Source organism: Agrococcus sp. GW821-FHT14H11, from assembly GCF_058803545.1.
On the sequence record NZ_JBXAPA010000008.1, the window covers coordinates 117,267 to 135,375 of the forward strand.

20 protein-coding genes are annotated in these 18,109 nt (G+C 73.0%); 2 read left to right on the forward strand and 18 right to left on the reverse strand.

Going from position 1 to position 18,109, the window contains the following annotated elements; genetic code table 11:
- Positions 1–56: 56 nt before the first annotated feature.
- From AC1RNL_RS10455 to rplU, 13 genes are all read right to left on the reverse strand, one after another.
- Entirely contained in the window at positions 57–1,355 is a 1,299-nt protein-coding gene (locus AC1RNL_RS10455) for an ABC transporter substrate-binding protein (protein WP_492935172.1), read from the reverse strand.
- A gap of 46 nt (positions 1,356–1,401) precedes the next feature.
- Entirely contained in the window at positions 1,402–2,238 is an 837-nt protein-coding gene (locus AC1RNL_RS10460; RefSeq protein WP_492935173.1) for a carbohydrate ABC transporter permease, read from the reverse strand.
- Complete coding sequence (locus AC1RNL_RS10465; RefSeq protein WP_492935174.1) at positions 2,235–3,152, reverse strand: carbohydrate ABC transporter permease; 918 nt, start codon at positions 3,150–3,152, stop codon at positions 2,235–2,237. The genes AC1RNL_RS10460 and AC1RNL_RS10465 overlap by 4 nt, the downstream gene beginning before the upstream one ends.
- Positions 3,149–4,162 (reverse strand): LacI family DNA-binding transcriptional regulator, encoded by a 1,014-nt coding sequence (locus AC1RNL_RS10470; RefSeq protein ID WP_492935175.1) that lies wholly within the window; start codon positions 4,160–4,162, stop codon positions 3,149–3,151. Before AC1RNL_RS10470 ends, AC1RNL_RS10465 begins: the two co-directional genes overlap by 4 nt.
- Positions 4,163–4,529: 367 nt before the next feature.
- Positions 4,530–4,913: a ribosome silencing factor gene (gene rsfS, locus AC1RNL_RS10475; protein WP_492935176.1), complete on the reverse strand. Its 384-nt coding sequence runs from the start codon at positions 4,911–4,913 to the stop codon at positions 4,530–4,532.
- A 16-nt stretch (positions 4,914–4,929) separates the two neighbouring features.
- A complete protein-coding gene (locus tag AC1RNL_RS10480) occupies positions 4,930–6,078 on the reverse strand; it encodes a hypothetical protein (protein WP_492935177.1) in 1,149 nt (382 codons plus the stop codon).
- The gene (nadD, locus tag AC1RNL_RS10485) at positions 6,075–6,671 is read right to left on the reverse strand and encodes a nicotinate-nucleotide adenylyltransferase (protein ID WP_128189741.1); all 597 of its coding nucleotides are present in this window, start codon (positions 6,669–6,671) and stop codon (positions 6,075–6,077) included. The genes AC1RNL_RS10480 and nadD overlap by 4 nt, the downstream gene beginning before the upstream one ends.
- A gap of 10 nt (positions 6,672–6,681) precedes the next feature.
- On the reverse strand, positions 6,682–6,873 hold the full coding sequence (locus AC1RNL_RS10490; RefSeq protein WP_128189740.1) for a hypothetical protein: 192 nt from the start codon (positions 6,871–6,873) through the stop codon (positions 6,682–6,684).
- Positions 6,874–6,907: 34 nt separating this feature from the next.
- Positions 6,908–8,155 carry a glutamate-5-semialdehyde dehydrogenase gene (locus tag AC1RNL_RS10495; protein ID WP_492935178.1) on the reverse strand — a complete coding sequence of 416 codons (1,248 nt, stop codon included), beginning with the start codon at positions 8,153–8,155 and terminating at the stop codon, positions 6,908–6,910.
- A 175-nt stretch (positions 8,156–8,330) separates the two neighbouring features.
- On the reverse strand, positions 8,331–9,110 hold the full coding sequence (proB, locus tag AC1RNL_RS10500) for a glutamate 5-kinase (protein ID WP_128189738.1): 780 nt from the start codon (positions 9,108–9,110) through the stop codon (positions 8,331–8,333).
- Positions 9,107–10,639, reverse strand: coding sequence for a GTPase ObgE (obgE, locus tag AC1RNL_RS10505; protein ID WP_128189737.1), 1,533 nt, complete (start codon positions 10,637–10,639; stop codon positions 9,107–9,109). The genes proB and obgE overlap by 4 nt, the downstream gene beginning before the upstream one ends.
- Before the next feature lie 70 nt (positions 10,640–10,709).
- Positions 10,710–10,964 carry a 50S ribosomal protein L27 gene (gene rpmA, locus AC1RNL_RS10510; protein WP_128189736.1) on the reverse strand — a complete coding sequence of 85 codons (255 nt, stop codon included), beginning with the start codon at positions 10,962–10,964 and terminating at the stop codon, positions 10,710–10,712.
- A 12-nt stretch (positions 10,965–10,976) separates the two neighbouring features.
- Positions 10,977–11,285, reverse strand: coding sequence for a 50S ribosomal protein L21 (rplU, locus tag AC1RNL_RS10515; protein ID WP_123697699.1), 309 nt, complete (start codon positions 11,283–11,285; stop codon positions 10,977–10,979).
- Between the two features lie 153 nt (positions 11,286–11,438).
- Here rplU and AC1RNL_RS10520 point away from each other — a divergent pair, with 153 nt between their 5' ends.
- Positions 11,439–11,708 (forward strand): DUF4031 domain-containing protein, encoded by a 270-nt coding sequence (locus AC1RNL_RS10520; protein WP_128189734.1) that lies wholly within the window; start codon positions 11,439–11,441, stop codon positions 11,706–11,708.
- Between the two features lie 20 nt (positions 11,709–11,728).
- Here the strand turns inward: AC1RNL_RS10520 and AC1RNL_RS10525 are convergent, their stop codons facing one another.
- Positions 11,729–14,275 (reverse strand): Rne/Rng family ribonuclease, encoded by a 2,547-nt coding sequence (locus AC1RNL_RS10525; RefSeq protein WP_492935179.1) that lies wholly within the window; start codon positions 14,273–14,275, stop codon positions 11,729–11,731.
- A gap of 190 nt (positions 14,276–14,465) precedes the next feature.
- Positions 14,466–15,149 (reverse strand): leucine efflux protein LeuE, encoded by a 684-nt coding sequence (gene leuE / locus AC1RNL_RS10530; protein WP_492935180.1) that lies wholly within the window; start codon positions 15,147–15,149, stop codon positions 14,466–14,468.
- A 39-nt stretch (positions 15,150–15,188) separates the two neighbouring features.
- Here leuE and AC1RNL_RS10535 point away from each other — a divergent pair, with 39 nt between their 5' ends.
- Positions 15,189–15,806 (forward strand): vitamin K epoxide reductase family protein, encoded by a 618-nt coding sequence (locus AC1RNL_RS10535; protein ID WP_492935181.1) that lies wholly within the window; start codon positions 15,189–15,191, stop codon positions 15,804–15,806.
- Positions 15,807–15,824: 18 nt separating this feature from the next.
- Here the strand turns inward: AC1RNL_RS10535 and ndk are convergent, their stop codons facing one another.
- The 3 genes from ndk to AC1RNL_RS10550 are packed head-to-tail and all read right to left on the reverse strand — an operon-like array spanning position 15,825 to position 18,087.
- A complete protein-coding gene (gene ndk, locus AC1RNL_RS10540; RefSeq protein ID WP_492935182.1) occupies positions 15,825–16,235 on the reverse strand; it encodes a nucleoside-diphosphate kinase in 411 nt (136 codons plus the stop codon).
- A 29-nt stretch (positions 16,236–16,264) separates the two neighbouring features.
- Positions 16,265–16,651 carry a DUF4233 domain-containing protein gene (locus AC1RNL_RS10545; protein WP_492935183.1) on the reverse strand — a complete coding sequence of 129 codons (387 nt, stop codon included), beginning with the start codon at positions 16,649–16,651 and terminating at the stop codon, positions 16,265–16,267.
- On the reverse strand, positions 16,648–18,087 hold the full coding sequence (locus AC1RNL_RS10550; RefSeq protein ID WP_492935211.1) for a bifunctional folylpolyglutamate synthase/dihydrofolate synthase: 1,440 nt from the start codon (positions 18,085–18,087) through the stop codon (positions 16,648–16,650). Before AC1RNL_RS10550 ends, AC1RNL_RS10545 begins: the two co-directional genes overlap by 4 nt.
- Between the last annotated feature and the right edge of the window lie 22 nt (positions 18,088–18,109).

The window sequence follows — 18,109 nt, forward strand, 5'->3', positions numbered from 1 at the left end:
ACGGGCGTGGGCCTGGCAGGGGGCGGTGCTCCCGCCCCCTGCCAGGCTGTCGTTCGCTACTGGATCGACTCCCAGCCTTCGGTGAGCTGCGCGGTGAGCTCCTCGAGGCTGATGGAGTCCGCCAGGTACTGCTGGAACGCCGGGGTCGCGTACTGGTCCTTCCACTGCGGGTAGTTGACCGCGAGCTGGAACGGCGCGGCCTCCAGGACCTCGCCCGAGGCCAGCATCTCGGCCCAGCCGGTCTGCCCCTCCGTCGCCGTCGCGAGCGCGTCGCGCGCCGCGCCGGTGGCCGGGATCAGGGCGTCGCCCTGCCCCACAGCGGCGAGGTGCTCGGCCTGCATGTAGTAGTCGATGAACGCCGCGGCGCGGTCGACGTGCTCCGAGTCCGCCGAGACCGACAGGGTCTGCGGCGAGGTGCCCTGCGCGGGGCCGGCGCTGCCGGCGAGCGGCGGGAGCACGGTCCACTCGAAGCCCTCCGGCGCCGTGTCGGCGATCTGCTGCGCGAGGTAGGAGCCGCCGATGTACATGCCGTAGGTGCCGCCGAGGAAGCCGGGCAGCACGTCGCCGCCCGACTGCGTGAGCGTGACCGGGTCGAGCGACTGGTCCTCGTAGGCCATCGCGTGGACGGTCTGCGGCAGTGCCAGCTCGCCCTCACCGACGTCGATCGTGGCCTGGCCCTCGGCATCCACCTCGAAGAACGTGCCGTCCTCGCCGAGCGCGAGGTTCATGAACGGCGCCGTCGGGGACTTCAGGCCCCAGCCAAGGCCGTAGGTGCCGTCGCCGGTGAGCTGCTGCGCGATCTCGCGCACCTCGCTCCACGCGAGCGAGTCGCCGGTCGGCACTTCGACGCCCGCTGCCTCGAACGCGGCGGTGTTGGCGAACGCGACGTACGACTGCATCAGCGTCGGGGCCGCGAAGACCTCGTCGCCGGCAGTGACCGTGGTCCAGACGCCCTCTGCGACGTCGCCCCTCAGCTCCTCGCTGAGGTAAGGCGTGAGGTCGGCGAGGTAGCCGTCGTGCGCGAAGCCGGCCATGTCCGAGGCCTCGTTGTGGATGATGTCCGGGGCGTCACCGCCCTGGAACTGGGTGACCAGCTGGTCGTGCACGTTGTCCCACGATCCCTGCACGAGGTCGATCTGGGTCTCGGGGTGCTCCTCGTTCCAGGAGTCCACGATCTCCTCGGTCGCGGCGATGGTCGCGTCCTGGAAGGCCAGGGACTGGAACGTGAGCGTCACCTCCTCGGTGGGGTCCGTGGTCTCGGTGGCGGTCGGTGCCTGGCCGCCGCCGAAGGCGCAGCCGGTCAGCAGCAGAGCGCCGGCCGCGAGCGTCATCGCGGCGCGGGGTGTGCGGTGCATGGTGTCTCCTCGTTGTGGGATGGGGTTGTCGTGGATGGAGGGTGGGTCAGCCCTTGACCGCGCCGGAGAGCAGGCCGGAGGTGAGGCGGCGCTGGATGAGGGCGAAGAACAGCAGGCTCGGGATGGCCGCGAGCAGCGAAGCGGCTGCGAGCTGGCCGAGCTGCACCTGGCCCTCGGCGCCGACGAACAGCGCCAGCCGCTGCGGGAGCGTCTGGAGGGCTTCGTCCTTGATGAGCACCAGGGCGAAGAAGAACTCGTTCCACGCGCCGATGAACGCGAACAGGCTGGTCGCGACGAGGCCCGGTGCGAGGAGCGGCAGCACGATCGAGATGAGCACGCGCCACTTCGGCGCGCCGTCCATCGCCCCGGCCTCCTCGAGGTCGACGGGGATCGACGCGACGTAGCCCTGCAGCATCCACAGCGCGAACGGCAGCGACCAGACCACGTACACGACGACCAGTCCCGCGAGGGAGTTCCCGAGCCCGAGCGGCTGCAGCATCAGGTACAGCGGGATGATGATCAGGATGAACGGGAAGACCTGCGAGAGCAGGATCCATCCCGTCGCCAGCTTCCGGAGCCGGGTGCGGAAGCGCGCGAGCGCGTAGGCGGCCGGCAGCGAGATCACGACCACGATCAGCGTCGTCACGACCGCCACCAGCAGGCTGTTGCCCGCCGCCTGCACCAGGTTCGCGCGCTCGATCGCAGCTGTGAAGTTGTCGAGGTTCCACTGTGCGGGCAGCAGCTGCGGATCCGGCGACTGCAGCTCGGCCTGCGTCTTGAAGGCCGTGGTGAAGAGGAACACCAGCGGGAACGCGAGGAAGACCATGAACAGGGCGATGGCGACGTACTGGAGCGCTCGCCCGAGCGTGACGCGACGCCTCATGACTCACGCCCCTTCGCCTGCGCACGCAGGTAGAAGAAGAGGAAGAACGTGATCACGATGACGATGACGTTGCCCATCGCGCTCGCGAGCCCGAAGTTGCCGTACCGGAACGCCTCGTTGTAGGCGAACAGCATCGGGAGCATCGTGCCCCAGGCGCCCGCAGTGAGCACGTAGACCAGCGCGAAGGAGTTGAAGTTGTTGATGAAGTCGAGCGTCGTGATCGCGACGATCACGGGTCGGAGCGCCGGCAGCGTCACGGAGACGAACCTCTGCCAGGTGCTCGCTCCATCGATCTGCGCCGCCTCGTGCAGCTCGGCGTTGACCCCCTGGAGACCTGCGAGCAGGGTGATCGTCGTCTGCGGCATGCCCGCCCACACGCCCACGACGATCGCCGCGGGCAGCGCGGTCGAGGCCTGGCCCAACCAGTTGATGTTGTCCGGCAGCCCCAGCGCGCCCATCCCGCCGTTCACCGCGCCGTATGTGGGGTGCAGCATCAGCCGCCACATGATCGCGATGATCACCGGAGGCATCGCCCACGGGATCAGCGCGAGCGTGCGAGCGACGCCCTGGCCCCACAGGTTGGCGTTCAGCAGCAGGGCGAGGCAGAGCGACGCGACGAACTGGATCAGGGTCACCGATAACGCCCAGATGAGCCCGATGCCGAAGGAGTTCCAGAAGAGCTCGTAGCCGGCGAGGTCGACGTAGTTCTGGACGCCGTTGAACTCGACGACCACGTCGCGGCCCGCTGTCGCGTTCGTGAAGCCGAGCGCGATGCCCTGCAGCAGCGGCCAGACGCTGAACGCGAGGATCGGCAGCATCGCCGGGAGGAAGAGCAGCCACGCGCCGCGCTCGGCGCCGAACCGCGACCGGCGTCGCAGGCCGCGCTCCGCGACGACGACGTCGACGGCGCTCATCGCGGCTCCATCGCTGTGCTCGACTCCCGCACGACGAGCCTCGGCGCGACGACCGCGCCCGCGATCGCATCCGCGTCGCCGCGCAACGAGGCCAGCAGCTGCTCCGCAGCCAGCGTCCCTCGGGCCTCGGCGCCGAGGTCGACGCTCGTGAGGCTCGGGATCGCGATCTGCGCCAGCTCCGTGTCGTCCATGCCCACGACCAGGCAATCGCCCGGTACAGCACGCCCGCGCACCGAGAGCGCGCGCAGGGCGGCGAACGCGATCAGATCGTTCGCGCCGACGAGTGCGTCGAACTCGACTCCGCGATCGAGCAGCTCCTCGACCGCCGGGAGCGCAGCCGCGTGCGTGAAGTCGGCGGCCGCCACGACCAGCGACGGATCCTGCTCCAGGCCGGCGTCCTCGATGGCGCGGCGGTAGCCCTCCAGTCGCTGGCGCCCCGGCGTGGTGTCGACAGGGCCGTTCACGAACGCGATGCGACGGGCGCCCTGGCTCACCAGGTGGTCGATCGCCAGCCGCACACCGGCTCGCGAGTCGGCGCGCACGGCGCCCTGCGCTGCGCCGTCGGGCAGGGACCCGATCACGACGGTCGGCACCGCCGAGCGCTCGAGCGCCTCGAGCACCTGCTGCTCGGGGCGGAGCGGCACGACGATGAGCCCGTCGATGGTGCTCGGGCCGAACCGGGCGATGGCGGCCGCGACAGCGGTCGGCTCCGCCGCCTGGGTGACGAGCAGCTGCCGGTCATCCGCCGCGAGCTCGTGCTGCGCGGCGCTGGTCATCCTCGCGTAGACGGGGTTGGCGGCATCCGGCACGATCATGGCGATCTGGCCCGTGCGTCCCGACTGCAGCGCACGCGCCACCGCGTTCGGGCGGTAGCCGAGCTCGGCCGCGGCGCTGCGCACGCGCTCAGCGGTGCGCGGCGAGGCCCCGTGCCCGTGCAGGGCACGACTGGCCGTGGCGATCGAGACACCGGCGCGGTCGGCGACCGACGCGATCGTGGGTGTGCCCGCCATGCCCCGCTCCGCTCCGAGCTCCGTCGCTCGTCGTACCTCGGATTGGAAACGTTTCCAATCGCGCTGACAGCGACAGTACGCGCCATGTGCGAGGTACGCAACTCCGAGACGACGAGCGCTCGTCTCCGATGCGGGACGAGCGCACCGACCCGCCAGCGTGCGCCAGTCGACGGCGGGAGGCACCACTGATCCGCGCAAGGCGCCACCCGATCGCGGGAGGCGCCACCCGAACGCGCAAGGCGCCGCTCGATCGAACAAGGCGCCACTCGATCGCTCAGGGCGCCACTCGAGTGCGCAAGGCGCCACTCACGGCGGCGGATGCGCGTGGGCGGGCAGGCGGGCGCGCGCGGCGAGCGCGCGCGGCGCGCTACTCGGCGGCGGGCGCGGCCGGGTCGGGCAGCTGCAGGTCGACGACGCCGGCGTCGCGCCAGAGCCGCTCGAGCTGGTAGTACGTGCGCTCCTCCTCGTGGAAGATGTGCACGACGATGTCGGAGAAGTCGAGCAGCACCCAGCGGCCGTCAGCACGGCCCTCGCGGCGCACCGGCTTCGCGCCGTCGAGGATCAGCGCATCCTCGATCTCGCGCGCGATCGCGCTCACCTGGCGCTCGTTGCGGCCCGTGGCGATCACGAACACGTCGGTCAGCGGCAGCTGCCCCGAGACGTCGAGGCCCACGATGTCGACGGCGAGCGCCTTGTCGGCGGCACGGGCGGCGGCGCGAGCGAGCTCGATCGCCTTCCGGTCGGCGCTCATCGAGCGCTCCCGGCGTTCAGAGCCAGCCCTGCGTCAGGGCGACCGTCAGGAATGCCCCGACGCCCACCACGAAGGCTCCCGCGCCGACGCCGATCGCGACCGGCCACACGTTGGAGCGCTGCTTCTGCGGCGCGATCTGCACGCGCGCGTTCGCGTAGGAGGACACGGCCTTCGAGGCGCGCACGGGCGCCGTCTCGGGGCTCTGCACCTCGCCGTCGGCGACATCGCCGTCCACATCGCTCCCGTCGATCGAGGCGCTCCCGCGGCCGGACGAGGCGAAGCCCTCCGGCACGTCGATGGAGCCGGTGACCAGCAGGCCGTCGTCGCCCTCGAGCTGGAACTCGGGGCTGTCGGAGCCGGCCGGCAGCACGAGCGCGTTGGCGGTGATCGACGAGGTCGACGATCCGCCGCCCTCGCCCGCGACGCCCTGCTCGCGCAGGTCGGCGATGTGGTGCTCGGAGGTGTCGGACACGACGTTGACGATCACCGGCAGGCGCATGGCCTGGCCGCGCGTCGGACCGGTCGGCAGCGCCTCCTCGGCGCCGGCGGCCTCGGCGGCGCGGCGGCGGTCCTCGAGCTCGGCGGGCGTCGACTCGGCGACGCGGCGCGACGAGACGCGCGGCTGCTCGACGATGACCTCGTCGATCTCGAGGCTGTCGACCTCGTCGTCGTCGACGGTGTCGAGGCCCTGCACGTCGTCGACCTGCACGCTCGAGCGGCGCGCGGCCGAGGGTGCGGGCACGGATGCGCCGCTCGCCTCGGGTGCGTGCAGCTCGGCCTCGATCACGTCGGCCTCGGCCGCCTCGGCGGGCTCGACGCGATCCATGGCCACGGTCTCGGGCAGCTCGATCGGCGCCTGCTGGACGGGCACCGCCTGCGTGGGCGCCTCGGCGCCCTGCGGCTTGCGGCGACCGAAGAACCGGCCCTGCGGCTTCTGCGGCGGCTCCTGCAGCGCGGGCTGCTCGGCCTCGCGGGCCTCCTCGGGCGCCGCGGGCACGCTCGGCGTCGAGTGCCGGCCCTCGCGGACCGGCGCTGCGCTCACCTGCGGCTGGGCTCCCTCGGCGGGGACGGGCGGGGTGCCGCCGTTGCGTGCGGCCTCGGCAGCGCGCTCGAGCTCTCGAAGCTGGCGCCGGGTGAGCGGCTGCCCTTCGTTCGCATCGGTCATGCTGTCAGTCTCCGGTACAAGTCGTGCTTGCTGATGTATTGAACCACTCCGTCTGGCACGAGATACCAGACCGGGTAGCCGGCGCGGACGCGCGCACGGCAATCGGTCGAGGATATCGCAAGTGCGGGGATCTCCAGCTCGGAGACGCGGTCCGGCGGATATCCCGAGATCGACAGGTGGTGCCCCGGGCGGGTGACGGCGACGAAGTGCGCGAGCTGCCAGAGCTCATCCGCATCCTTCCACCCCACGATCGACGCGAACGCATCCGCGCCCGTGATGAAGAACAGCTCGGCGTCGGGGTGCTGCGCGCGCATGTCGCGCAGCGTGTCGATCGTGTAGGTGGGGCCGTCGCGGTCGATGTCGACGCGGCTGACCTTGAACCGGGGGTTCGAGGCGGTCGCCACGACCGTCATGAGGTAGCGGTCCTCGCTCGGCGAGACCTTGCGCTTCTGGTACGGCTCGCCGGTGGGCACGAACACGACCTCGTCGAGCGCGAAGTGGTGGGCCACCTCGCTCGCCGCCACGAGGTGCCCGTGGTGGATGGGGTCGAACGTGCCGCCCATGATGCCCAGGCGGCGACGGCGCTGCGGCACGTCGGCTGCGTCAGGCGTGGTCGGAGCCGTGCACGTCGCCGGGCGCGCGGTGCGCGACGTCGCGGAAGGAGCGCAGCACGATCGCCGAGATGAGGAACACCGCAGCGGTGATGCCGCCGGCGATGTAGGCGCCGAGCTCGCTCTCGGACTCCGCCGCAGCAGCAGCGGCGAGCGTCGTCGCGCTCAGGAATGTCAGCGTCATGGAAGCCTCCGATCGACTCCCACTCTAGCGCGGCTCACGCGCGCACCTGGCCCGTGCCGCGCACGATCCACTTGGTGCTCGTGAGCTCCGGGAGCCCCATCGGGCCGCGCGCGTGCGCCTTCTGCGTCGAGATGCCGACCTCCGCGCCGAAGCCGAACTCGCCGCCGTCGGTGAACCGGGTGGATGCGTTGTGCATGACGACCGCCGAGTCGACCTCCGCGAGGAACCGCTCCGCCGCATCCGCGTCGTCGGTGATGATCGTGTCGGTGTGGTGGGTGCCGAAGGCGTTGACGTGCTCGATCGCCGCGCGCACGTCGTCGACGACGCCGATCGCGACGTCCATCGAGAGGTGCTCGGTCGACCAGCCCTGCTCCCCCAGCGGCTCGGCCGCGTCGACGCCGGGCAGCGGGGCGTCGGCGTGGATGGTGACGCCCGCCTCGCGCATCGCGTCGGCGATCGCCGGCACCGCGGTCTCGGCGATGTCGCGGTGCACGAGCACCGTCTCGAGGGAGTTGCAGACGCTCGTGCGCTGCGTCTTGGCGTTCAGCAGGATCTCGAGCGCCATCGGCAGGCTCGCCGCCCGGTCGACGAAGGCGTGCACGACGCCGGCGCCCGTCTCGATGACGGGCACGGTCGACTCGGTGACGACCCGCTCGATGAGCGCGGCGCTCCCCCGCGGCACGAGCAGGTCGACGAGGCCGCGGGCCCGCATGAGGCGCCCGGCGCCGTCGCGGCCGAAGCGGTCGATCGTCTGCACGGCCGCCCGCGGGAGGCCCGACGCCTCGATCGCGTCCTGCATCGTGGCGACGAGCACCGCGTTCGTGCGCTCGGCCGCCGAGCCGCCGCGCAGCACGACCGCGTTGCCGGAGCCGAGGGCGATGCAGGCGAGGTCGACCGTGACGTTGGGGCGGGCCTCGTAGATGACGCCGATGACGCCGAAGGGCACGCGCACCTCGGTGAGCTCGAGCCCGTTCGGCAGCGTGCGCTCGCGCAGCACCTCGCCGATCGGGTCGGGCAGCGCCGCGAGCTGGCGGGCGGCTGCCGCGAGGGCGGCGATGCGGCCCTCGTCGAGCAGCAGCCGGTCGAGCAGGCCCGAGGCGAGCCCGGCGGCGCGGCCGCGCTCGAGGTCCTCGGCGTTCGCGGCGAGGATCGCGTCGCCCGCGCGCTCGATGGCGTCGGCGATCGCGGTGATCGCGGCGTGGCGCCGCTCGGCGGGCGCGACGCCGAGCTCGCGGGAGGCGCGCTTGGCGTCGGTCAGGAGCCGGTCGAGGTCATCGGGCATGCCTCGATCCTAGGAGCGGGCGGATGCGCGGGGAGCCTCGTGCGGGGTGGTCTCGACTCGTCGGCCCGGAGGGCCGACGGCTCGACCAGCGGAGGGAGGGCCGACGGCTCGACCAGCGGAGGCGGCGCCGACGGCTCGACCAGCGGGGGCAGGGTCGACGGCTCGCCCAGCGGGACTAGTGCTCGGGGGCGGGGTTCGGCTCGAACTCGGTGCCGAGCCGCTCGCCCGCGATGAGGCGCTCGAGCAGCGGCGTCGCCGTGACCGTCACCCGGACGCCCGCGTCGGCGGCGAGCCGCGCCGCATCCACCTTCGTCATCGCCCCGCCCGAGCCGATGTGGGAGCCGCTCGCGCCGAGCCTGACGCCCTCCATCGGGTCGCCGTACGCGACGCGGTGGATGGGCTCGGAGCCCGGCTCGTCGGGCGGCGCCGTGCGGAGCGCCTCGATGTCGGAGAGCAGGATGAGCCGGTCGGCGCGCACGAGCCGGGCGACGAGGGCCGCGAGCCGGTCGTTGTCGCCGAAGCGGATCTCGTGCGTCGCGACCGTGTCGTTCTCGTTGACGATCGGCAGCATGCGCAGCTCGAGCAGCCGCTCGAGGGCGTTGCGCGCGTTGACGCGGTGCGAGTCCATGTCCATGTCGGACGCGGTGAGCAGGATCTGCGCCGCGACGAGCTCGTGCCGCGACAGGCTCCGCTGGTAGCGGTTCATGAGCACGTTCTGCCCGACGGCCGCGGCGGCCTGCTGCATGGGCAGGTCGGCGGGGCGCGCGTCGAGGCCGAGGAACGGCATGCCCGTCGAGATCGCGCCCGAGGAGACGAGGATGACCTCGCCCGCCCGGTGCAGGCGCGCGAGCCCGTCGACGAGCGGCTCGATCTGGCCCCGGCGGTCGCCGGAGATCGACGACGAGCCGACCTTGACGACGATGCGCTGCGCGACCGAGAGGTCGAGCGAGGTCATGCCTCGTCGTCCCAGCGCTGCACCTCGAACCCCTCGTCGTCGGTCCAGATGCCGGCGTCGCGCTCGCCCTTGAGGTCGTCGCGCGCCGCCTGCTTCGCGTCCATCTGGCGGTGGTACTCGGCGCGGCGCTCGGCCGTCGTGCGACGGTCGTTGCGGTCGAGCCGCGGATCGGTGCCGCGGTTGCCGACGAGCTCGGCGGCGGATGCGATGGTCGGCTCCCAGTCGAAGACGATGCCGGCGCCGGGGCCGATGACGACGGTCGCGCCCGCGACCGCGCCCGCCTTGAGCAGCGCATCCTCGGTGCCGAGCTTCGCGAGCCGGTCGGCGAGGTAGCCGACGGCCTCGTCGTTGCGGAAGTCGGTCTGCGCGACCCACCGCTCGGGCTTCGCGCCCAGGATGCGGTAGACGGGGCCCTCGTGGGAGCCCTCGACCTTGACGACGAAGCCGGCGTCGTCGATCGCCTTGGGGCGCAGCACGATGCGCTCGGGCGCCGGCTCGGCGGCCTTCGCGGCCCGGTCGGCCTCGACGATCTCGGCGAGCGCGAACGACAGCTCGCGCAGGCCACGGTGCGCGACGGTCGAGATCTCGAAGACGCGGTAGCCCATGGCCTCGATGTCGGCGCGCACGAACGCGGCGAGCTCGGCGGCCTCGGGCACGTCGATCTTGTTGAGCGCGACGAGCTGCTGGCGCTCGAGCAGCGGCGTCTGCCCCTCCGGCACCGGGTACGCCTCGAGCTCGCGGCGGATGACCTGCAGGTCGCTCACCGGGTCGCGGCCGGGCTCGAGCGTGGCGCAGTCGATGACGTGCAGCAGCGCCGAGCAGCGCTCGACGTGGCGCAGGAACTCGAGGCCGAGCCCCTTGCCCTCGCTCGCGCCCTCGATGAGGCCGGGCACGTCGGCGATCGTGTAGCGCGTCTGGCCCGACTCGACGACGCCGAGGTTGGGGTGCAGCGTCGTGAACGGGTAGTCGGCGATCTTCGGCCGCGCGGCCGACATCGCGGCGACGAGGCTCGACTTGCCGGCGCTCGGGAAGCCCACGAGCGCGACGTCGGCGACGGTCTTCAGCTCGAGCGTGATGTCGCCCTCGAAGCCGGGCGTGCCGAGCAGCGCGAAGCCGGGCGCCTTGCGCTTGGTGTTCGACAGCGCGGCGTTGCCGAGCCCGCCCTGGCCTCCGGCCGCGACGACGAGCCGCATGCCCGCCTGCGCGAGGTCGGCGAGCTGCTCGCCCGACGCATCCGTCACCACCGTGCCGACCGGCACGGGCAGCTCGAGGTCGGCGCCGGAGGTGCCCGAGCGGTGGTCGCCCATGCCGGGCTGGCCGTTCTCGCTCGCGCGGTGCGGCGCGCGGTGGTAGCCGAGCAGCGTCGTCACCTGCGGGTCGGCGACCAGCACGATGTCGCCGCCGTCGCCGCCGTTGCCGCCGTCGGGGCCCGCGAGGGGCTTGAACTTCTCGCGCTTCACGGAGACGCAGCCGTGACCGCCGTGACCGGCGCGCAGATGCAGCGTCACCTGATCGACGAACGTCGCCATGGCATGCCTCCTTCGATGCGAGAACGGGGCGAGCCGAAGCCCGCCCCGTTCATCGGGTGTCTGTGTGTCGTCAGCCTGCGGCGACGATGTTGACGACCTTGCGGCCGCCCTTCTGGCCGAACTCCACGGCGCCCGCCTCGAGGGCGAACAGCGTGTCGTCGCCACCGCGGCCGACGTTGGCGCCGGGGTGGAAGTGCGTGCCGCGCTGGCGGACGATGATCTCGCCGGCCTTGACGACCTGGCCGCCGAAGCGCTTCACGCCGAGGCGCTGCGCGTTCGAGTCACGGCCGTTGCGGGTGGACGATGCGCCCTTCTTGTGTGCCATGTCTGGAGCCCCTTACTTGATCTCGGTGACCTTGAGGCGCGTGAGCTCCGAGCGGTGGCCCATGCGGCGCTTGTAGCCGGTCTTGTTGCGGTAGTGCTGGATGCGGATCTTCGGGCCGCGCAGGTCGGTCACGACCTCGGCCGTGATCTTCACCTTGGCGAGCGCGTCGACATCGGTCGTCACCTTGTCGCCGTCGACGAGCAGCACGGGGGCCAGCTCGACGTTGCCGTTGTCGTCGCCGGCGATGCGGTCGACGACGAGCACGGTGCCGACCTCGACCTTCTCCTGCCGGCCGCCGGCGCGCACGATTGCGTACACCACGTTGGATCCTCACTGTTGGAACGACTCCCGGCAGGGCCGGGACGAAGCTTGTGGCGCGCGCGAGATCGCGACCTGCACCAGCGGACAACGATACAGGCACGCGGCGCCTGCGGTCAACATGACCGCCCGCGTGGCGCCCGCTAGCGTGGGCGGATGGCGATCCTCGTCGACGACCCGCTGTGGCCGAACCACGGCACGCTGTGGGCGCACCTCATCAGCGACGCGTCGCTCGACGAGCTGCACGCCTTCGCGCGGGCCGCCGGCATCCCCTCGCGCGGCTTCGACCACGACCACTACGACGTGCCCGCCGAGCGCATCGACGCGCTCGTCGCGATGGGCGCGGAGCGCGTGCCCCCGAAGGAGCTCGTGCGCCGGCTCATCGCGAGCGGGCTGCGCGTGAAGGAGCGCGACCGGCCGCACTAGCCCGGTCGCGCCCCGCCGCGTCAGCGGTTCGAGTCGTCGGGCTTCGCCGTGATGACGCCCGAGGAGGCGCGGCGCGAGCGCCGTGCGGCCTTGCCGGTGCCGGGCGCCGGCGCGGCGAGCGCGTCGAGCGCGCTGCCGAGCAGCCCGTCGAGGTCGCCCTCGGAGGCCTTCGCGGCGGGCGCCTCGTGCGCGGGCTCGACGGGGATGTCGAGGATCGTGACGATCGGCTCGGCGGCGACGGCCTCGACCGCCTCCTTCGAGGGCGCGACGATGCCCGACGGCTGCTCGCCCGACGGCTGCTGCACGGGCTGGTGCGCCGCGGGCTGCTCGCCCGCAGGGTGCTCGCCCGCAGCGTGGTCGCCCTCGTGCGGGCGCCCCTTGCCCGCGGACGCGATCTGCGACAGCCCCTTGCGGAGGTCGTCGGTGATCGCGTGCGTGCCGCCGGCGCCCTGCTGGTGCTGCTGGTGCTGCTCGGCCTGCTGCTGGTCGGCCTGCTTGCCGCGCCGCCCGCGGCGGCCGCCGCTGCTGCCGTTGCCGCCCGCGTCGGACTGCTGCTGGCGCTGCGGCTTCGAGACGGGCTCGTGGTGCACGATGATGCCGCGGCCGGCGCAGACCTCGCACTGCTCGGAGTAGGACTCGAGGAGCCCGAGGCCCAGCTTCTTGCGCGTCATCTGCACGAGGCCGAGGCTCGTGACCTCCGCCACCTGGTGCTTCGTGCGGTCGCGGCTCAAGCACTCGATGAGGCGCCGCTGCACGAGGTCGCGGTTCGACTCGAGCACCATGTCGATGAAGTCGATCACGATGATGCCGCCGATGTCGCGCAGCCGCAGCTGGCGCACGATCTCCTCGGCCGCCTCGAGGTTGTTCTTGGTGACCGTCTCCTCGAGGTTGCCGCCGGCGCCGACGAAGCGGCCGGTGTTCACGTCGACGACGGTCATCGCCTCGGTGCGGTCGATGACGAGCGAGCCGCCCGAGGGCAGCCACACCTTGCGGTCGAGCGCCTTGTCGATCTGCTCGGCGATGCGGAAGTGGTCGAACGGGTCGTCGGTGCCCTCGTAGGCCTCGACGCGGTCGAGCAGGTCGGGCGCGATGGCCTCGAGGTACTCGCGGATCGTGGTGAGCGCCTCGGAGCCCTGGATGACGAGCTTGTGGAAGTCCTCGTTGAAGACGTCGCGCACGATCTTGACGAGCAGGTCGGGCTCGGCGTGCAGCCGCTGCGGCGCGGTGCCGGAGGTCTTCTGCTGCTGGATGCGCTCCCACTGGCGGGTGAGGCGCTCGACGTCGCGCGTGAGCTGATCCTCGGTCGCGCCCTCGGCGGCGGTGCGCACGATGACGCCGACGCCCTCCGGCAGCACCTGCTTGAGGATCTTCTTCAGGCGGGCGCGCTCGGTGTCGGGGAGCTTGCGGGAGATGCCGTTCATCGAGCCGCCGGGCACCGACACGAGGTAGCGGCCGGGCAGCGAGATCTGGCTCGTGAGGCGGGCGCCCTTGTGGCCGACCGGATCCTTCGTCACCTGCACGAGCACGGTGTCGCCGGGCTTCAGCGCCAGCTCGATCTTGCGCGGCTGGCCCTCGAGCTCGGCCGCGTCCCAGTCGACCTCGCCCGAGTAGAGCACGGCGTTGCGGCCGCGCCCGATGTCGACGAAGGCCGCCTCCATGCTCGGCAGCACGTTCTGCACGCGGCCGAGGTAGACGTTGCCGATCAGGCTCGACTCGGAGGCCTTGGCGACGTAGTGCTCGACGAGCACGCCGTCCTCGAGCACCGCGAGCTGCACGCGGTCGTGCTTCGAGCGCACGATCATCTGGCGCTCGACGGCCTCGCGCCGGGCGAGGAACTCGGTCTCGGTCACCACCGTGCGGCGGCGGCCCGCGTCGCGGCCCTCGCGGCGGCGCTGGCGCTTCGCCTCGAGCCGGGTGGAGCCGCGCACCTTCTGCGGCTCGGTGATGAGCGGCTTCTCCTCCTCGACATCGCCGCCGCGACGGCGCGAGCGGGAGCGGGTGCGCGAGCGGCTGCGACGGCCGCCCTGCGACTCGTCGTCGTCCTCGTCCTCGTCGTCGTCGTCGTCGCGCAGCGACGGCAGGGCGGGCAGCGCCGCGAGGTCGGGCGCGTGGAAGAGCAGACCGAACGGCCCCGTCGGCACCTCGGGCAGCGCGAGCGCCGCGGCCAGCGGGTCGTCGGCGGCCGAGCCCTGCGCACCGGCGTCCGGCGCCGGGGCCGCGGGGTCGGTGAGACCGGGCTCGTGGCCGGGCTCCTGCTCCCCCGCCGCCACCGGAGCGGCGGCCTCGGCGGAGGGCTCCGCGGCCGACTCGGCACCCTGGTCGTCGGCCACCGGCGCCTGCGCCGGGGCGTCGCCCGACGCATCCGCCGCCGGGTCGGCCTCGGCCGCCGGCGCCGTCCTGCGCGTGGTCGCCCGCTTGCGCTTGGGCTTCGGCGCCTCGGGCGCCTCGGCCTGCTGCACCTCGGCGGGCGCCTCGCCGGCCTGCTGCGCCTCGGGCGCCTCGGCCGTGCCGGTCTGCTGTGCTGTGCCCTCTGCCTCTGCGGGGAGGGTCGTGTCGTCGTTCACCATCGCTGGCGCGCTCCTGCCGCAACCGGCGCCGCCGGTCGCCATCTCGCTCGCGACCGGGGCGCGCCCCGGCGCGAATCCTTCCTGACACCCCCTCGCGGGGATGGCCCGGGCTAGGCGTGCTGCCCGGAAAACCTGTGTGAGCGCCCGTCGGGCGCGCTGCGGGGAAGTCTACCCCACGAGCGCTGCGGGCTCAGGGCAGCACGACGCGCACCGCGAGCGCGACGAACGCGGCCGCCGCGACGAGCGTGCCGACGATCGCCGGCCAGCCGTGCGGCTGCACGCGGCGCCCGATGCGCGCGCCGAGCAGCACGACCGCCGTGAGGTAGAGGCCCGAGATCGCCTCGAGGATCAGCATCATCACGAGCAGGTCGCCGAGCGGCGTCGGCGACGCCGGGTCGATGAACTGCACGAAGAACGACGCGAAGAAGAGGATCGCCTTCGGGTTCAGCAGGCTCGTGACGAGCGCCGTGCGGAAGGGCGCGAGCCGCGGGTGGGCGATGATCGGGTTGGGCGCGGTGGGCGGATGCGTCGGGTTCTCGGTCGCCGCGGGCTCGGCCCGGCGGGCCATGCGGGCGCGGATGCGCGCGACGGCGCTGCGGACGAGCCCGACGGCGAGCCAGCAGAGGTAGAGGGCACCGGCCCACGTGAGCGCGGTGAAGACGACCGGGTTGGCCGAGAGCGCCTGGGCCGAGAGCACCGCGAGCACCATGAGCACCGCGTCGCCGAGGAAGACGCCCAGCATCGCGCGGAACCCGGCGCGCGTGCCGGCCCGCAGCGCGCTCGTCGCGACGTAGAGGCTGTTGGCGCCCGGCAGCAGCACGATCACGACCACGCCGGCGGTGAAGGCGGCGAGCGTCGCCGCGTCGAGGCTCACGATCGCGCCCGACTGCCAGAATGGTGCGCAGGAGGCTCCATGAACCCGTCACGTCCTGCCCACATCGCTGCGCCTGTCTGGCTGGGCGCGGTGCTCGTCGTGACGGGGCTCGCGGGCCTGCTCGGCGCGTTCTCGCTCTCGGTGGAGCGCATCGAGCTGCTGCTGAACCCCGAGGCGGCGCTCAGCTGCGACCTCAACCCGTTCCTGTCGTGCTCGGGCGCGATGGAGTCGGCGCAGGGGCGGCTGTTCGGCTTCCCGAACCCGTTCCTCGGCCTCATGGCGTTCCCCGCGCCGATCCTCATGGGCGTGCTGACGCTCGGCCGCGTCGCGATGCCGCGCTGGGTGTGGACGGCCTTCTCGGTCGGCGTGCTCGGCGGCCTGGTGTTCGTGCTGTGGCTGGCGCAGCAGTCGATCTTCGTGCTCGGCTTCGTCTGCCCGTGGTGCTTCCTGGTCTGGATGGCGATGTACGCGATGGCGTTCCCGCTCTGGACGTGGGCGTTCGGCGCCGGCGCGCTCCCCGCGCCTGCGGGGCTGCGGCGCACCGCGGCGCGCTTCTCGTCGTGGGGCTGGGTGCTGTCGCTCGCGCTCGCCGTGATCGTCGTGCTGACGATCATGGTCGTGCTGCCGGGCATCCCCCGGTTCCTGTTCGCCTTCTAGCGGCGGGCGCCGGGGCGCTCAGCCGAACCAGAGCGCGAGCTCGCGCTCGGCCGACTCCTCCGAGTCGGAGCCGTGCACGAGGTTCTGCTGCACCTTGAGGCCCCAGTCGCGGCCGAGGTCGCCGCGGATCGTGCCGGGCGCGGCCGTCGTCGGGTCGGTCGTGCCGGCGAGCGAGCGGAAGCCCTCGATGACGCGGTCGCCCTCGAGGCGGATCGCGACCGACGGGCCCGAGAGCATGAACTCGACGAGCGGCTCGAAGAACGGCTTGCCCTGGTGCTCGGCGTAGTGCTCCTCGAGCAGCGCGCGCTCGGGCTGCACCATGCGCAGGTCGGCGACGCGGTAGCCCTTGGCCTCGATGCGGGCCAGGATGGCCCCGGTCAGCTGGCGCTGGACGCCGTCGGGCTTGATGAGGACGAGGGTGCTCTGCATGCCTGCCAGCCTACCGACGCCGCACCGCCTCAGCTGCCGGGGGCGCCCCTCGGGTCGAGCCCCGCCGCGCGCCGCTGGCGCTCGATCCCGCGCGCCTTCACGAAGCAGAAGATCCACAGCCCGACGAGGATGAGCGCGACGACGCCCCACACCGGCTCGAAGACCGTCAGCGCCGCGACGGCCGCCTGCACCGCGAGGCTCACGACCCATCCCCACGGGTGCCGCAGCAGCGGCATCGTGGCGATGAGCAGCACGCCGACGACCGCGAACGCCGTCGGCGCCGGCCAGTCGCGCGTGACGCCCCAGGACGCGAGCGCGCCGAAGACGATGCCGGTCGCCTGCAGCCCGTGCACGATGCGCAGCAGCGACTCCATCGCGCCGCGCGCCGGGCGGGCCCGCCGCTCGCGGGGGCTCACCGCTGCTCCTCGTCGGTGACCTCGACGGTGGCCGCCTGCCGCCGCGCATCCGGCCGCACGAGCCAGCCCGCCTCGCGGGCGTGGCCGAGCACGTCGCCGAGCAGGGTGATCGAGCCGGTCACGACGACGGCGCCGCCGCGGTCGGCCGCGCTCTCGCGCGCGGTCTCGACGGCGGTGCCGAGCTCGGGCTCCACGAGCACGCGGTCGGCGCCGAGCACCGCCACGGCCTGCGCCGCGAGGTCGTCGGCGGGCAGGGCGCGCTCCGAGCGCGACTGCGTGACGACCACCTCGTCGATGACCGGCTCGAGCGCCTCGAGCACGCCCGTCACGTCCTTGCCGACGAGCACCCCGAGCACGAGCGTGACCCGCTCGAGGCCGAAGAACGCCCCGAGCGCCGCCCGCAGCGCGGTCGCGCCGTGCGGGTTGTGCGCCGCGTCGAGGATCACGAGCGGCTGCGAGCCGATCACGTCGAGCCTGCCCGGCGAGGTCGCCGCGGCGAAGCCGTCGGCGAGCACCTGCGCGGTCATCGGCTGGCCGCCACCACCGAGGAACGCCTCGACCGCGACGAGCGCGAGCGTCGCGTTGGCGCCCTGGTGCGCGCCGAGCAGCGGCACGAGCTGGTCGATGTACTCGGCCGCGAGGCCGCGAACGGTGATGAGCTGGCCGCCGACCGCGACCGCCTGCGCGGAGAGCGCGAAGTCGCGCCCCTCGACGAGCAGCCGGGCACCCACCTCGGCGGCGCGCGCCTCGAGCACCGCGAGCGCCTCGGGCGCCTGGGCGGCGCTCACGACGATCGCGTCGGGCTTGATGATCCCGGCCTTCTCGCGCGCGATCGCCTCGACCGTCGTGCCGAGCCGGTTCGTGTGGTCGAGGGCGATCGGCGTGATCACCGCGACGTCGCCGTCGGCGACGTTCGTGGAGTCCCACGTGCCGCCCATGCCGACCTCGAGCACCGCGACGTCGACCGGCGCATCCGCCATGATCGCGAGCGCGAGCACGGTGAACGCCTCGAAGAACGTGAGCCGGCGCTCGCCCGCCGCCTCGAGCTCGGCGTCGACCATCTCGAGGAACGGCGCGACGTCGTCGTAGCCGCGCGCGAACGCCTCGTCGGAGACGGGCTCGCCGTCGAGCATGATGCGCTCGTTGACCCGCTCGAGGTGCGGGCTCGTCAGCACGCCCGTGCGGAGCCCGTGCGCGCGCAGCAGCGCGTCGGCGATGCGGGCGGTCGAGCCCTTGCCGTTCGTGCCGGTGATGTGGATGACGCGGAACGCGCGCTGCGGGTCTCCCAGCAGCTCGACCGCGCGCCGCGTCGCCTCGATGCGCGGCTCGACCGCCTGCTCGCCCGCGCGCGCCAGCAGCGCCTCGTAGGCGGCCTGCGCCGCCTCGCGGTGCTCGAGCGCCTCGAGGATCCGGTCGTCGATGCTGTCGTCGGCCATGCCCGCGCCGTCCTCCGTCATG